Annotated in this window: 13 protein-coding genes; 3 read left to right on the top strand and 10 right to left on the bottom strand. The window is 44.1% G+C overall.

The genetic code is table 11. The annotated features are described in order from the left end of the window. Positions 1–11: 11 nt before the first annotated feature. The gene (locus tag AWH66_RS07200; protein WP_063605508.1) at positions 12–1,427 is read right to left on the bottom strand and encodes a coniferyl aldehyde dehydrogenase; all 1,416 of its coding nucleotides are present in this window, start codon (positions 1,425–1,427) and stop codon (positions 12–14) included. 290 nt (positions 1,428–1,717) lie between these two features. On the opposite strand from AWH66_RS07200, the gene AWH66_RS07195 reads away from it, so the two are divergent. After that, the gene (locus AWH66_RS07195) at positions 1,718–2,233 is read left to right on the top strand and encodes a glycine cleavage system transcriptional repressor (protein ID WP_063605509.1); all 516 of its coding nucleotides are present in this window, start codon (positions 1,718–1,720) and stop codon (positions 2,231–2,233) included. 103 nt (positions 2,234–2,336) lie between these two features. On the opposite strand, the gene AWH66_RS07190 is transcribed toward AWH66_RS07195, so the two are convergent. Beyond that, positions 2,337–3,017 carry a DNA-3-methyladenine glycosylase I gene (locus tag AWH66_RS07190; RefSeq protein WP_063605510.1) on the bottom strand — a complete coding sequence of 227 codons (681 nt, stop codon included), beginning with the start codon at positions 3,015–3,017 and terminating at the stop codon, positions 2,337–2,339. Positions 3,018–3,145: 128 nt separating this feature from the next. Here AWH66_RS07190 and AWH66_RS07185 point away from each other — a divergent pair, with 128 nt between their 5' ends. Further along, positions 3,146–3,940 (top strand): fumarylacetoacetate hydrolase family protein, encoded by a 795-nt coding sequence (locus AWH66_RS07185; protein ID WP_063605511.1) that lies wholly within the window; start codon positions 3,146–3,148, stop codon positions 3,938–3,940. A gap of 3 nt (positions 3,941–3,943) precedes the next feature. On the opposite strand, the gene AWH66_RS07180 is transcribed toward AWH66_RS07185, so the two are convergent. The 5 genes from AWH66_RS07180 to AWH66_RS07160 form a co-directional block, all read right to left on the bottom strand. Next, positions 3,944–4,549, bottom strand: a complete 606-nt coding sequence (locus AWH66_RS07180; protein WP_206360042.1) for a DNA-3-methyladenine glycosylase I — start codon at positions 4,547–4,549, stop codon at positions 3,944–3,946. Between the two features lie 60 nt (positions 4,550–4,609). Beyond that, positions 4,610–7,711 (bottom strand): efflux RND transporter permease subunit, encoded by a 3,102-nt coding sequence (locus AWH66_RS07175; RefSeq protein WP_063605513.1) that lies wholly within the window; start codon positions 7,709–7,711, stop codon positions 4,610–4,612. Next, on the bottom strand, positions 7,711–8,787 hold the full coding sequence (locus AWH66_RS07170) for an efflux RND transporter periplasmic adaptor subunit (RefSeq protein ID WP_063605514.1): 1,077 nt from the start codon (positions 8,785–8,787) through the stop codon (positions 7,711–7,713). Before AWH66_RS07170 ends, AWH66_RS07175 begins: the two co-directional genes overlap by 1 nt. A 1-nt stretch (position 8,788) precedes the next feature. Next, on the bottom strand, positions 8,789–9,823 hold the full coding sequence (locus tag AWH66_RS07165; protein ID WP_063605515.1) for an efflux RND transporter periplasmic adaptor subunit: 1,035 nt from the start codon (positions 9,821–9,823) through the stop codon (positions 8,789–8,791). Positions 9,824–9,990: 167 nt separating this feature from the next. Then, on the bottom strand, positions 9,991–10,758 hold the full coding sequence (locus tag AWH66_RS07160; protein WP_063605516.1) for a carbohydrate deacetylase: 768 nt from the start codon (positions 10,756–10,758) through the stop codon (positions 9,991–9,993). Between the two features lie 192 nt (positions 10,759–10,950). On the opposite strand from AWH66_RS07160, the gene AWH66_RS07155 reads away from it, so the two are divergent. After that, positions 10,951–11,847: a LysR substrate-binding domain-containing protein gene (locus AWH66_RS07155; RefSeq protein ID WP_063605517.1), complete on the top strand. Its 897-nt coding sequence runs from the start codon at positions 10,951–10,953 to the stop codon at positions 11,845–11,847. Between the two features lie 82 nt (positions 11,848–11,929). Here AWH66_RS07155 and pspC read toward each other — a convergent pair whose 3' ends face one another. The 3 genes from pspC to pspA are packed head-to-tail and all read right to left on the bottom strand — an operon-like array spanning position 11,930 to position 13,233. Continuing rightward, positions 11,930–12,349, bottom strand: coding sequence for an envelope stress response membrane protein PspC (pspC, locus tag AWH66_RS07150; protein WP_198557657.1), 420 nt, complete (start codon positions 12,347–12,349; stop codon positions 11,930–11,932). After that, positions 12,309–12,545 carry an envelope stress response membrane protein PspB gene (gene pspB / locus AWH66_RS07145; RefSeq protein WP_063605518.1) on the bottom strand — a complete coding sequence of 79 codons (237 nt, stop codon included), beginning with the start codon at positions 12,543–12,545 and terminating at the stop codon, positions 12,309–12,311. The genes pspC and pspB overlap by 41 nt, the downstream gene beginning before the upstream one ends. Positions 12,546–12,564: 19 nt before the next feature. Then, entirely contained in the window at positions 12,565–13,233 is a 669-nt protein-coding gene (gene pspA, locus AWH66_RS07140; RefSeq protein ID WP_006073881.1) for a phage shock protein PspA, read from the bottom strand. Between the last annotated feature and the right edge of the window lie 187 nt (positions 13,234–13,420).

Genomic DNA, 13,420 nt, shown 5'->3' with positions numbered 1-13,420 from the left:
CAATTAGTCAGTTATGCGCACAGTGTTTTTAGCACTGCACGTTTGAATTCGTTATCTTCAGGGCCAAGTAATAAGCTGATATTGTGTTGTTGTGCATCGGTCGTCATCACCGTCTTAGCGTGAGAAAAAGTTAGGAAGCCTTCTTTGCCGTGGTAAGCCCCTTTTCCAGACTCACCAATACCTCCAAATGGTGCATCATCGACCGCTAGGTGGAAAACGCAGTCATTGATGCACATGCCACCAGAGTGCACCTGAGTGGCCACTTTGCGTTGTAATGAGTCATCTTCGCTCATCAGGTAGAGTGCTAGGGGTCTCGGTCTCTCGGTAATAAAGTTAATTGCAGCATCAATGTTGGAATAGGTGATGATTGGCAATAAAGGGCCAAAAATTTCTTGAGTCATAACCGGTGATTGCAAAGATGGATTAACAATTAAGTGTGTCGCCATTAGTTGTCGTTCCACATCGAGCGCTTCTTTATGACCAGCAGTAACCTGAGACTCTGCTGCCACTTCATTGGAGAGTAAGTCATGAAGACGTTGGAATTGACGCTGATTAATCAGACTAGTCATCGAGTCGCTGTTTACCCCTTGTGGAAACAGTTTTTGATAATGCTCGACATACGACTTAACAAAAGCGTGCTGCTTGCCTTCGGGAATCAATACATAATCAGGAGCTACGCAAACCTGACCATTATTCAAACTCTTGCCATAAATAATGCGTTCCACAGCCATCTCAATATCAGCGTCATCCGCGACAAGAACTGGAGACTTGCCGCCAAGTTCTAAGGTGACTGGCGTTAGGTTTTCTGACGCAGCTTTCATGACCTTACGACCAACTTCTGTTGAGCCAGTAAAGAGCAAATGATCGAATGGTAAAGAGGTGAACTGAGCAGCGATATCAGCCTCACCTTCAATGACGACAACCTCGGTATCGCTAAAGCAGCATGCAAGCATTTCACGAATGACCGAATTGGTGGCAGGGGTGAACTCACTCAGTTTGATCATCGCCCTGTTACCCGCGGCAATCGCAGATATCAAAGGACCGATAGAAAGCATGACAGGGAAGTTCCAAGGAGTAACGATGCCGACAACTCCTTTAGGTTGATACACCACCTCTACAGTAGAGCTTGAAAGTAATGGGCCCGCGTCTCTCGGACATGGACTCATCCATTGCTCTAACTGGGATAAGGTGTGGTCAATATTGCCAATACATGGCAAGACGTCGGCAACTAATGTGTCCTGTCGGCTTCTCTTTCCATAATCTTTATCCAGAGCATCACAAAGCGCGTCACTGAATTGTTGCAACGACACTCTTAACGACGTAAGCACGGCAACACGAGCCTCATAGCTTGGCATTGGTTCGCTTTGATAGTGCTTTTTTAATCGCTTGTGAATGAGTTTCAAATCATCAAAAGTCGTGTTTTGCATGGTTGTCCTCCTAATAAAGTGATCACACAATAAACAAAACAAACCGGTCGGTCTAGTGATTAAATGTCAGAGAACTGTAAATTAGATCTGCGACAGAAGGATGTATTATGGCTAACTCTTTGTTGACCAAATAAAAACCATGAAAATTGTGCGCCTAATTACAGTTCAATAATCTTGTGTTGTTTTTAGAGTGAATACTTGACGTTCATCATGCGACCGAGCTGTTTTAGATCTAAACTGGAGTTAACTATTCAAATAGTTGTTGGTTTTATACCTGTGGAGGGAATCGTATGAGCAGCAGTACTTTCATTGTCAACTTTGTTGGCCAAGCTAGCCCAACCACCATTAAAAACCTTGCATCAGTTACCCACGAAAACGGCGGTAAATGGCTGGTGAGTAAAGTGAATTTTATCGAGGACCATGTGGCCGCCGTCATAAAGGTCGAACTTCCTACGGACAATGTTAAAGCAGTCAAAAACGCCTTCAGTGAACAGCAAGGATTATTAGTTCAAATCACCGACACCGCGGAGCATCGTCATGACCAAGAAAAGGTGTTCCAGTTACGATTAGATGCTAATGATCGAGCCGGTATCGTTAACGAAATTACCCAGTTCTTAGATGGGCAAGATATACGTATTCTAGATATGGACTGCCAACGGGTGTTTATCGCAGGGGGCGGTGGTATTGGTTCAAGCCTATTTACAGCAACAATGGCACTTAAAATACCCGCAGCAATGCAAATTAAAGATGTGGCAAGTGAGTTAGAATCGTTGAGTGAAGATACGCGAGTGATTCTGGAATCATAAATAGATTTGCTTGCAGAGTTTGCCCGACTTAGTCTTCCCCCCTGTTCAACAGGGGGGCACTTGTGTCTCAAAAATATTGGAAGAGAAAGTCTCCCTTACCTAGCTAAACCCTATTATCACCAAAACCATAAGCAATGATTTGGCTGATTTCTGAAAGTGACCTACCCGACTCTTGGTGCCATTCCATAAATGCTTTGTTTGCAGCATTCATCGCACGTTTTGTGCCTCTACCCGAGTCAATAATATTGGTATTACGTAAATAGCCTTCCACATCATTTGATAAAATAAAGGTGTCTACACCCAATTGTCTTAGCGCATAAGGTCCAGTATTTCCGCCGAGTCTTGCACCATGTTTTTTAAGGTGTGCCCAGAGTTCGACGATAGATTCTTTCGGCCAATCGGCAACCATTTTCGAAAAGGATTCGTGCTCGTAGCGAGCGGCTTGGATCATCGAGGCATTAGCTGGTATCGACATGACTTTAGTCATATGACGAATGATTTTTGGGTCTTGGGCTTTTTGTTCCCACTGTTCTTCAGACAACAGCAGTAGCGGGTCGATTCTGAATTGGAAAAAATGTTCCTCAAAGTTTGGCCATTTGTTTCTTACCACTTTCCACGATATTCCACTTTGGAAGACTTTCATTGAAAACGCAGACAACCAACGATCTTCAGGAATAGCCGCCACTTCATCTCGGCTCAGTGGTTTGGAGACGATCGACTCAAGTCCTTGCTCACCACCTTTTCTATCTGCCGCTCTGACGTAAATCGAATCGAATTTTTCCATATCTTTCCACTACCTACTAAGTTCTATTGAACCAGACATCTATTTTCACGTAATTAATAACTCAACACTATACTCTGTTGAGCACACTTTCATAGATGTATTCAGGAACCTATTCTAGGACGGCGGCAATGAGACCCTTACTGTTACTGACTTTTCTATCATTTCAATCACTAGCGGCACAATATGGACTCGTCGAGTATCAAAACAAACAACACTGGATACGGGTATCACAACAAAACCCAAATCACTATGAGCTTTTGTCTTCAAGGCCATTTGATAGTCCTTCTACCGTCAAAGTCATCACAGCCCGCGACGCAACGTTACTGGCACCTATTACTCACGGTAGCATTTACGCTGTCGGCCTCAACTTTCGGAGTCATGCAGGCAACTCTGGAGCTGCAAAGCCAGAGATTTTCTTCAAGTCCGTCGACGCTGTTAGGCTGAGCGGTGCATTGTCATTTCCTGATGGGGCGAATAATGTTCATTTTGAGGGAGAGCTTGTCATTGTGATCGGCAAAATATGTCACGATACAAGCAAACAAAATGCATTGAGTTGTGTGTTTGGGTACTTAGCTGGTAACGATTTGACGGAGCGCAGCTGGCAAGGTCAAGATCTGCAGTGGTGGCGCGCGAAAGGTGCAACAGGTTTTGGTCCTGTATCTAATTTCATTACAACTGATGTCGATATCGGTAACCAAGAAATCGTTACGCGTCTTAATGGCAAAATCCTGCAACAAGAAACGCTGGCAAATATGATTCACAATGTCCCAACAATCGTTAGCTATATCAGTAAATACATTACGCTACGACCTGGTGATTTGATTTTTGCTGGTACACCAGGTCGAACAAGAGCACTTAGGTCGGGTGATACTGTGACGGTTTCAATTGAAGGGATCGGACAGGTTTCCAACACTATAGAGTAATCTCTAAATTAACTGGTATTCTAGACCAAGCTGCTGATAGCTATCGATAACCTCTTGGCGTCGATAGCAAGAAACACTGTGATCATTGATTAGCCCTGCCGCTTGAAGGTGGGCGTAGATGATGGTCGACCCAACAAACTTAAAGCCGCGCTTCTTTAGATCTTTACTTAACCGATCAGAGACCTCAGACGTGGCTGGATAATCTTCTAGTGTCTTAGGACTAGTAACTAATACCTTATTGTCGACAAACGACCAGATATAATTGCAAAAACTACCAAATTCTTTTTGTATCTCAATGAAATGCTGAGCGTTGGTGATAGTAGAGCTGATTTTCAATTTATTGCGAATAATCCCACTATCCTCCCGCAAACGACGTTCATCTTCTTCGGTAAAACGGGCTACTTTCTCTACATCAAAGTTAGCAAATGCGTTTCGATACCCTTCGCGACGTTTTAAGATGGTATACCAACTCAATCCTGCCTGAGCGGATTCCAACACTAGGTACTCAAACATAGTTTGGTCGTCTAGTACGGGGACACCCCACTCCTTATCGTGGTATTCCACATAATCTTGCTTGGTTTCATCAAGCCATGGGCATCGTTTGCACATCGAATTCATCTCTCCTTAATGGATAGAGATATTTGGGAGCATTACGCTGCTCCCAAATATCTAGATTGGTTTAACTCTGTGGAAGATACGATACAGCACTGGAACGACAATTAACGTCAATACGGTCGCAAATCCTAAACCAAACATAATTGTTACCGCCATCGGCTTAAAAAAGATATCCGGTAACAGCGGAATCATCCCCAAGATAGTAGTGATCGCTGCCATACACACCGGTCTCACTCGGCTTAACGCCGCATCAACGACCGCTAAATACGGCTCTTTTCCGGTTTTGATTTCTATCTCAATCTGGTCAAGTAAAACGATACCGTTTTTTAATAACATCCCGGACAGACTTAGAAAACCCAATAATGCCATAAAACCAAATGGGGTATTTAAGGCAAGTAGTCCGGTGGTAACGCCAATGACGGCCAGAGGCACAGTTAGCCAGACAATAAGTGCTTCCTTAACGGCATTGAACAAGAAGATAGTAATTAAGAACATGAACAGATAGCCCATAGGCATTGTTTGGAACAGAGACTCTTGCGCATCCCCAGAAGACTCATATTCTCCCCCCCACTCTAATGAGTAACCTGGTGGTAGGTCTATCGCCTCAATTTTTGACTGGATACGCTTTTGGAGTGTAGCAGCAGTTTCCTCGCCAAGTAGATCTGGATCTGCCATCACCGTCAGCATCCGTTTGCGATTCTTGCGGACAATGATAGGGTCTTCCCAGCGAGTATCATATCCCTGTGTGACCTGTTGGAATGGAATAAACTCACTCAGTGCGGGACTCCAAATCATCATCCCTTCAATGTTACGAATATCCACCCGCTCTTCGTCTGGTAGCCTTGCCACAATGGGCATCAAGGTTGTTCCATCTCGGTACAAACCAACGGATTTACCGGAGAAGGACATCATTAGCACATCATCCACATCAGATTTTGTAATGCCGTAACGTCTAGCTTGACTCTCGTTAAACACTGGTTCAAGAACTTTAGTGCGCTCACGCCAATCGTGTCGAATGTTATAAGCACCTGGGTCGGCATACAAAATATCCATAACTTGCGACGCTATACTCCTAAGTACCGTCGGGTCAGAGCCAATGATTCTAGCCTCAATCTTTGCACCACCGCCAGGGCCGAGTTCAATTTGCTTAAGCTTGTAGTTGATCTCTGGGAAGGTTGCGTCTAGATAATCTCGGAACCTAGCCATTAGTGGCTGCAATGCCTCATAGCTAGTGACCCTAGTTGTAACTTCTCCATAAGCGGCATAACTCTTTTCCGGAGCATAAGTCAGCATAAATCGCTGTAACCCTTTACCCGCCGTTGTCGTGATATGGTCAGCTTCTGGTTGCTCAGATATCCAAGTTTCAATTGCTTTAAGTTTGGTATTGGTTGCTCTAATGTCGGTTCCTTCTGGTAGCCAAACATCCACTTGGAACATTGGCGTTGTAGAGGCAGGAAAGAATGACTGTTTAACTTGAGTAAATCCATATAAGGCCGCTACTAGTGCCAGAATCAATACGATCACTGTCGACCAAGCTCGATGCATACAAAACTCAAGGAACTTTCGGTAAGCAACAAAAACAAATCCGTTATAAGGATCATTGCCTTCTTCTCCTTCCTTCACCTTCATACCTCGGAAAAACAGATCGGCGAAGAAAGGCGTAAGAGATATGGCAGTAAACCAACTTAGCATGAGTGAAATTAATAGTACGGAGAATAATGTGCCGCAATATTCGCCTGTTGAGTCTTCTGACAAACCAATGGGCGCAAAGGCCGTAACCGCAATCACAGTCGCCCCTAGTAATGGCCATTTCGTTTGCGTCACAATATCAGTTGCGGCCTGAAGCCGAGTCCTCCCTTTTTGTGTTCCTATTAATATTCCTTCCACGACCACGATGGCATTATCCACCAGCATCCCAAGCGCTATGACTAAGGCACCCAAAGAAATCCTTTGAAGATCGATAGCCATGTACTGCATGAAAATAAAAGTCCCGAGCACCGTAAGCAGTAAAATCAGTCCAATCAATAAACCCGAACGAAGCCCCATAAAGAACAGCAAAACCACGATTACAATGGCGACAGCTTGTCCCAAGCTAACCACAAATCCACGAACTGATTTACCCACTTCCTTAGGTTGACTGTAAACTTCATTAATTTCGACCCCAACTGGCTGTTGATATTTGAGTTCCGCTAATCGTCTATATAGCCGGTCACCGACTTCGACGACATTGACGCCGCTGGCAAACGAGATTCCTACGTTGAGTGCAGTATCGCCATTATAAGTAATGATGTTCGATGGGACTTCGATAAAACCTCGCTTTATCTCTGCGACATCTTTCAAGAAGATCAAACCTTGAGCACCACCTTCCGTAAGGATAAGATCACCGAGCTCCGATACATCAGTAAACTCCCCGGTTGGTTGAATACGGATGTATTCGTCACCAATTCGGGTTGCCCCCGCATTGGAAACAATATTCTGAGTTTGAAGCAAATTGAAAATCGTGCTTGGTGCGATACCAAGAGCGCTTATCCGTTTTATCGAAATCTCAATAAATACTTGTTCTTGTTGGTCACCCGTTACCGAGACCTTACTGACTCCGTCTACCAGCTCTAATTCACGTCGAAGATAGTCAACATAATCTAGAAGTTCTTTGTAGTTGTATCCTTCTCCCGTCAAGGCAAACAACACGCCATATACATCACCAAAGTCATCAATTACCGATGGCTCATTCACCCCTGGAGGCAACGAACCTTTCACGTCATTTACTTTACGACGCAGTTCGTCCCATATTTGAGGTAAGTCATCAGGACCATAGTTGTTCTTCATGGTCACGGTTATCTGTGACAGACCACGGCTCGATATGGAGTTGATTTCATCCACATAAGTGAGCTGCTGAATAGCTTTCTCTATCGGATACGTGACTTCCTCTTCCACTTGTTGAGGCGTCGCACCAGGGTACGAGGTCACTACCATTGCATCTTTTATCGTAAATGCGGGGTCTTCTAATCGACCCAATCCAAAGAATGCAGAAACGCCACCTATCAGGAATATTAATGACACCATCCAACTGATGACTTTATTGCGAATAAAATACGCGGCAACGCCAGTAATCTCGGCATCCGATTGAGGCAATGATTGTTGTTTTTCTTGGTTCATCACTTCGCCTCCTGCGAAAGTACTTCCACTTTAATTCCATCTCTGAGCCTTGCAATACCAGCAATCACTATCTGTTGCGTTTGCTCCAAGCCATCAACTATTTGAATTGTGGTTTGAGAGACTTTACCCGTCGTCACTTTCTGTTTAGTTACCGTACTATCTTCGTTGAGCAGCCAAACGAACTTCTCATTGTCATTGAGCGAATCGCCATCTTGATTAAAGACAGCCTCTATGGGAACACTCACTCCACGGGTCAGATTCAGACCAACATCTTTAGCTTTGGATGTCACATCAACCGCCATACCATCTAAAATGTATTCGTTTTTCGGCATGGGCAGCACTAAGGTAGCGGTAAAAGTACCGAGCGAAGGGTCGGGCTCGGTCGTAAACTCTTTCAGCCGTGCCGTATATTCATTACCAGAGGGCACGCGCACGAGAGTTTCAATGCTAGCCAGATCGCGGTTCGTAGGTTGGTTTAGTGAAAAGCTGTCAGGGAGTTGAACAATAACCTCTACTTCATCGACGCTATGGATATTGACCACTTGCTGACCTATTTGAACGTTCTCAAATTGTTCTGCTGACACTCGCGATATTACGCCATCCACCGGAGCAATGAGCTCTGTAAAAGATAGTCGTAACTTAGCAAGCTCAAGTTCTGCTTTGGCATAGGCTCTTTGCGCTGCAATTTCATCGAATTGTGATTGCGCTAATAGCCCCTTTTTAACCAAAGGACTTGAGCGGCGAAATTGGCTGTCAATGACCCCAAACCGCGCTTGCGCATTGTCTACCGCCAATTGGTAATCTGTGGGTTCAAGCGCTGCTAACACATCACCTTTTTTCACAAAGTCACCTTCTTTAAGATCGATAGAGCTGATTTCTCCGGCGACTCTAAAGCTGAGGTGAGAGCGGTCCGCTGCCATAGCAAGAGCAGGAAAATAAAGACTATTTTTCAGCTCGGTTTTACCAATCTCCGTGACTCTCACTTTAGGAACTTCCTCTCTCGTTCCCACTTCGGGTTTGCTACAACCTGATATTATTGCAGCAAGAACTAAAATACTTACTAAGCGACTATGCATATCAAAGCCCTCTTTCCTTGACCCACTCACGGACCTTAATACCTGGTTCAATCCCTTGCACCCCAGAAACTACTATTTGATCGCCATCGTTTAGCCCACTAATAACCTGTCGCTTCTCGTTAAGCTCTACTGCTACTTTCTCGACAATTCCTTGTTCACTAACCCGCCAAACGCACTTAGTATCCCCTTCCATAAACAGTGCCGATTGAGGGATTACCGTAGCGCCGGTGCTGCGAGTGACTACGCTTACCTGACCAGCCATTCCCGGTAGGATTCCAACATCCGTCGGTCTCTCCATGATCATGGTCACTTTGTAACTGCCCGTCTTTGGGTCAGCCTCAGTATCAATTTCTTGAAAAGTTAGTTCGAATGCACGTGATGGATAGGCATCGAATACCATGGAAGCATCTACTTGATTTTTCGATTGGAATCGATTCAACAATAGATCAGGCAGCTGAAAAATAACCTTAATAAGTTGACTCGATTGGATATTCATAACCCCTTCTTTGGCTTGAATGTACTCGTAATTGTCTGCAGGGATTATGGAAATAGTACCGTCATACGGGGCAAGCAGTTTGGTATAGCGTAAATTGGCCTTAGCTTGAGACCAATTAGCTTGAGCGGAATTCATGTTTGCCTTTGCTTGGTCAAAGTCTTGTTCGGACACGACTTTATCCTTGCGTAACTTAAGAGCCCTTTGATATTGAACATCCGCCAATTGGAAATTCGCCTTGGCTTGCTTCTCTAATAATTGATATTCGTCGGGATTGAGCTGAGCAAGTAATTGTCCCTTAGAAACAGGTTGGCCTGCGCGCACTACTATTTGCTCTAATTGCCCGGGAACACGGAAAGCGAGAACGGCTTTATCACCCGCCTCTGAAGTAGCAGGGAATGTGCGCTCAAATTTACTATTGCCGACAGCGACGTTAAACAGTTTGGCTGGACGAGAGTCCGGTTCAGGAATTGGCGGAGGCTCTTGTCCACAGCCACTTATAAGACTGGCGACTATCGCCAAAAAGGAAAGCTTGCTCTTCATTCTCAACTGCCTTGTTCTTAATGTAATTTAAAACATAGTCGAGAGAATCGTGCCTTGCCAGCAACTCATTAATTAATAATAGATTTATACTAGCTTCCCTGCATTTCACAGGTTAATGATCAAGGTGAATATCCTCACCTTGCTCTATCGAATTTTCGTAAATGATTTTATACGTTCAGTGCATCAAAGCCGACACACTCAATTCCTTGTTGCTGCAACCACAATGACATCTCTAAGTTGGTAAGAATTCGCCATTCTTCAACCCTTGAGTCGGTGTAACTTGAGAGTGCGGCAAGCTCCTCACTAACCTTTCGAGCTGGATGGCACATGAGCTCTATCGTACCGCTCGGCTTTTGCTCTTGGTAAGCAAGAAGCATCGCTTTTAAGTGTTCGATCGTCGCTCCCTCAGCATAGAACCCCATATCAAATACATCCGGTGTAAGGACAGCTAACAGCTCTTGCCCTTGGATGATGCTATCGATTCTCCGCACAGGAAGTCCAATCTTGTTCACTGCTTGAGTAAAACCTTGTTTTAGGGATCGATAGACGCCTCCAAAATGATGACTATCGATGTGATTAATATTGAATCCCATATCTAACGCAGCGCGGTACTGAGCCTTCAGCTCAACTTCGACCTCGTCACTTGAAACATCTGATTTGTTAAACAGTATCGTCTTATCAAAGAATTCTCCGTCATCATTCACCAAGCTAGGGATAAGATCAGGATCGGAGAGCGGCCTACCTGCGGTAACGGTAAAGTGTAAGCCAACCTCTGATATAAGCCCTCGTCGATATAATTCAGCGGCATGCTCTACAGCAGGCTGATTCATCATAATCGTCGTCGACTTCACCATTCCAGCATGAAAGCAATCTGCTATCGCTAAGTTCACCGATTCAGTCAGCCCAAAATCATCTGCGTTCAATATAAGTCTCATAACACCCAACTTTATTATTCCAAGAAGACGTTTACAAACGCTGGCTCATAACTAGAAGCAATACCGATTATTCGTTTTAGTCTATAGCACAACGAATACCCTTCCAGCTTTAGATTATGTGATGTAATTTATAATCAAGTAAAACGTTAAACAAACCAATAAATCGAACCAATACATTAGCCGGAGTAATCCATGAATCTAACCCACAATCGACAGCAATTGTTATCACTCTTGCATACGTTTAATGTGGCGGCTCGACATCTTAGTTTCACTCACGCCGCACAAGAATTATTTCTTACTCAAGGAGGCGTAAGCCAACGTATTAAAAAGCTTGAAACGCTGCTTAACTTTAACTTGTTCATTAGGAAAACGAGGAAACTCGCACTTACCCCAGAAGGACAGCGTATTTTCAGTATTCTGAATACCTCATTTGAATCTATATTTTCCGAACTGTCAGACATCCAAACAGGTGAGTTAACGGGTGAGCTGTACATCGCTACCTCCCCCTATTTCGCATCATCGTGGTTAATGCCAAGACTGCCGGATTTTCGTCATCAATATCCGAATCTAAGCATCAAACTGGACACCAAACAGAATCAAAGTGATTTTCAGTTCGAACCATACGATGCTGCTATTTTTTACAGTGAAGGGCGTTATCCTAACCACTTCAGCCGACGACTCTTTGCTGGTCAGCGTATACCGGTTTGCAGCCCAGAGTACGCTGAAAAACACCAACTTCACCTTGATGATGCTCGATTAAATCATATCCGTTTTATTCACAACAGCGACAGTATTGCTTGGCAGCACTGGCTGAATGAGATGCAGCTCGACATCAACTGTCAGGATAAGTGTGACTATTATAGCGATAATAGGATTGCCATTGATGCTGCCCAGCTCTCCTTGGGAGTCGCTCTCGGAAGAAAAGAGTTTATTGCACCGTTAATTAAGCAGGGAAAGTTAGTGGCTCCGTTTGCCAGCGTGGAATCAGGTAAAGGCTATGATTTAGTCTGCCCAAATGGAATGGAACATCGGGCCAAATTTCAAGCGTTGTCAAACTGGTTAACAGAACAGCTGCGCGACACGCATTAACAACGTGTGCTTCTCATCTATTCTCCAGCAAATATCAAAAAGAGGTGCCGCTGCACCTCTTTTTTCATTACGCTATAAGATATTAAAGCTTACTGAACTCTCGATTTACTTTGTATGCCTCTGACGTGACATACGCTTCCATATCTCTCACTTTATGCTCCATCGAATCAAAATCACGCTCTAGCGTATTCAGCAAGTCTTTCGCGTTTTGCCCTTGTTGCCAAGGTTTACTCTTCAATGAATGCTCTTTCTTGGTTTTCATGGCTTCAACAAAGTTGTCAGGTTGCTTTTCTAGCATCAAACTCATTGCCACGTACGCCAACAAGACTAAAAAGCTCCCCCCTAACAGCGCCGCTGAAATTACAAGAATTCGTATCAGCCAAACCTCAACACCGAAATAATTGGCTAAACCTGCGCACACTCCTGTCAGCTTACCATTGACCGGATCTTTATACAGCTCTCTATGAGTCATAGGTTTGCCTCCAGTTTGGGGATTCCGCATCCAGAATTCTCTCTAGGTTATCCACACGTAGCTGCATTTTTTCTGCACGTTGAGACAGCGATTGCAGCTTTTGGAAGTCTTGCTGCGACAGACCACTCTCTGATTTACGCTTGCTGCGGTAGTGGAGAAAAAGCCACAGCGGTGCAACAAAAATCAAAAAGACAATTAATGGACCCGCAATTAAAAATGACGACATACTTTTCTCCTAATCCGCATTATTTTTCGTTATTCATTTGCTCTTTAAGCTTAGCGAGCTCTTTATCAATTTCGTCCTGTGCTTGCAGCTCAGCAAACTCTTGATCTAAAGATTTCGCGTTACCTGTTTTCGAATACAGGTCCGCTTCCGCTTCCAATTCATCAATTTTACGAGAGTATTGCTCAAACTTCGCCATCGCTTCATGAGTGCGGCTAGTATGCAAGTGCTTCTGCACATCACGACGATTACTTGCTGCTTCCGAACGAATGATCAGCGCCTGCTGCTTCGCACGTGTCTCGGTAATTTTGGCTTCTAATTTGGCAATTTCATTAGTGAGCTTGTCGATCGTTTCTTCCACCAAAGTTTGCTCATCGTGCAGCCCTTTTACGACATTTTCAAGCTTCTGCTTTTCAATCAGTGCTGCTCGCGCTAAATCTTCACGTTGTTTTGTTAACGCGAGTGTCGCTTTTTGCTGCCACTCTATAATTTGCTCTTCAATCGCTTTCACTTTACGAGCTAACTCTTTTTTGTCGGCAATCGCTTTTGCTGAGTTAGTGCGAACTTCAACTAGTGTATCTTCCATTTCTTGAATGATCAGACGAATCATTTTCTCTGGATCTTCTGCCTTATCAAGTAAAGCGCTCACGTTTGAATTTACAATATCTGCAAAACGAGAAAAAATACCCATACTACTTCTCCTAATTGGATGAGCTCGCCAATGAACTCTGAATCGTTGCTATAGGTAATCCAATTACCGTGCCAATTTTTTAAATCCATAATATTCAATAAGATAGATATTGCACTCGCTTAATCAGATTGACATGCTATGATGACTCTAGCCAACTATTGGTAATTTTTACCAACCTAGAGGACTC

The sequence above is a fragment of the Vibrio barjaei genome, assembly GCF_001639065.2.
In the GTDB taxonomy this organism is placed as follows: domain Bacteria; phylum Pseudomonadota; class Gammaproteobacteria; order Enterobacterales; family Vibrionaceae; genus Vibrio; species Vibrio barjaei.
The sequence above is the reverse complement of the archived record's forward strand: the minus strand, read 5'-3'. Positions and strand labels throughout refer to the sequence as shown.

Excerpts from the sequence above, each read along its gene's own strand:
- pspC (WP_198557657.1), bottom strand. The coding sequence starts at position 12,349 with ATGCGGAATCCCCAAACTGGAGGCAAACCTATGACTCATAGAGAGCTG.
- pspA (WP_006073881.1), bottom strand. The coding sequence starts at position 13,233 with ATGGGTATTTTTTCTCGTTTTGCAGATATTGTAAATTCAAACGTGAGC.
- AWH66_RS07185 (WP_063605511.1), top strand. The coding sequence starts at position 3,146 with ATGAGACCCTTACTGTTACTGACTTTTCTATCATTTCAATCACTAGCG.
- AWH66_RS07175 (WP_063605513.1), bottom strand. The coding sequence starts at position 7,711 with ATGAACCAAGAAAAACAACAATCATTGCCTCAATCGGATGCCGAGATT.
- AWH66_RS07155 (WP_063605517.1), top strand. The coding sequence starts at position 10,951 with ATGAATCTAACCCACAATCGACAGCAATTGTTATCACTCTTGCATACG.
- AWH66_RS07195 (WP_063605509.1), top strand. The coding sequence starts at position 1,718 with ATGAGCAGCAGTACTTTCATTGTCAACTTTGTTGGCCAAGCTAGCCCA.
- AWH66_RS07165 (WP_063605515.1), bottom strand. The coding sequence starts at position 9,823 with ATGAAGAGCAAGCTTTCCTTTTTGGCGATAGTCGCCAGTCTTATAAGT.
- pspB (WP_063605518.1), bottom strand. The coding sequence starts at position 12,545 with ATGTCGTCATTTTTAATTGCGGGTCCATTAATTGTCTTTTTGATTTTT.
- AWH66_RS07180 (WP_206360042.1), bottom strand. The coding sequence starts at position 4,549 with ATGTGCAAACGATGCCCATGGCTTGATGAAACCAAGCAAGATTATGTG.
- AWH66_RS07170 (WP_063605514.1), bottom strand. The coding sequence starts at position 8,787 with ATGCATAGTCGCTTAGTAAGTATTTTAGTTCTTGCTGCAATAATATCA.
- AWH66_RS07190 (WP_063605510.1), bottom strand. The coding sequence starts at position 3,017 with ATGGAAAAATTCGATTCGATTTACGTCAGAGCGGCAGATAGAAAAGGT.
- AWH66_RS07200 (WP_063605508.1), bottom strand. The coding sequence starts at position 1,427 with ATGCAAAACACGACTTTTGATGATTTGAAACTCATTCACAAGCGATTA.
- AWH66_RS07160 (WP_063605516.1), bottom strand. The coding sequence starts at position 10,758 with ATGAGACTTATATTGAACGCAGATGATTTTGGGCTGACTGAATCGGTG.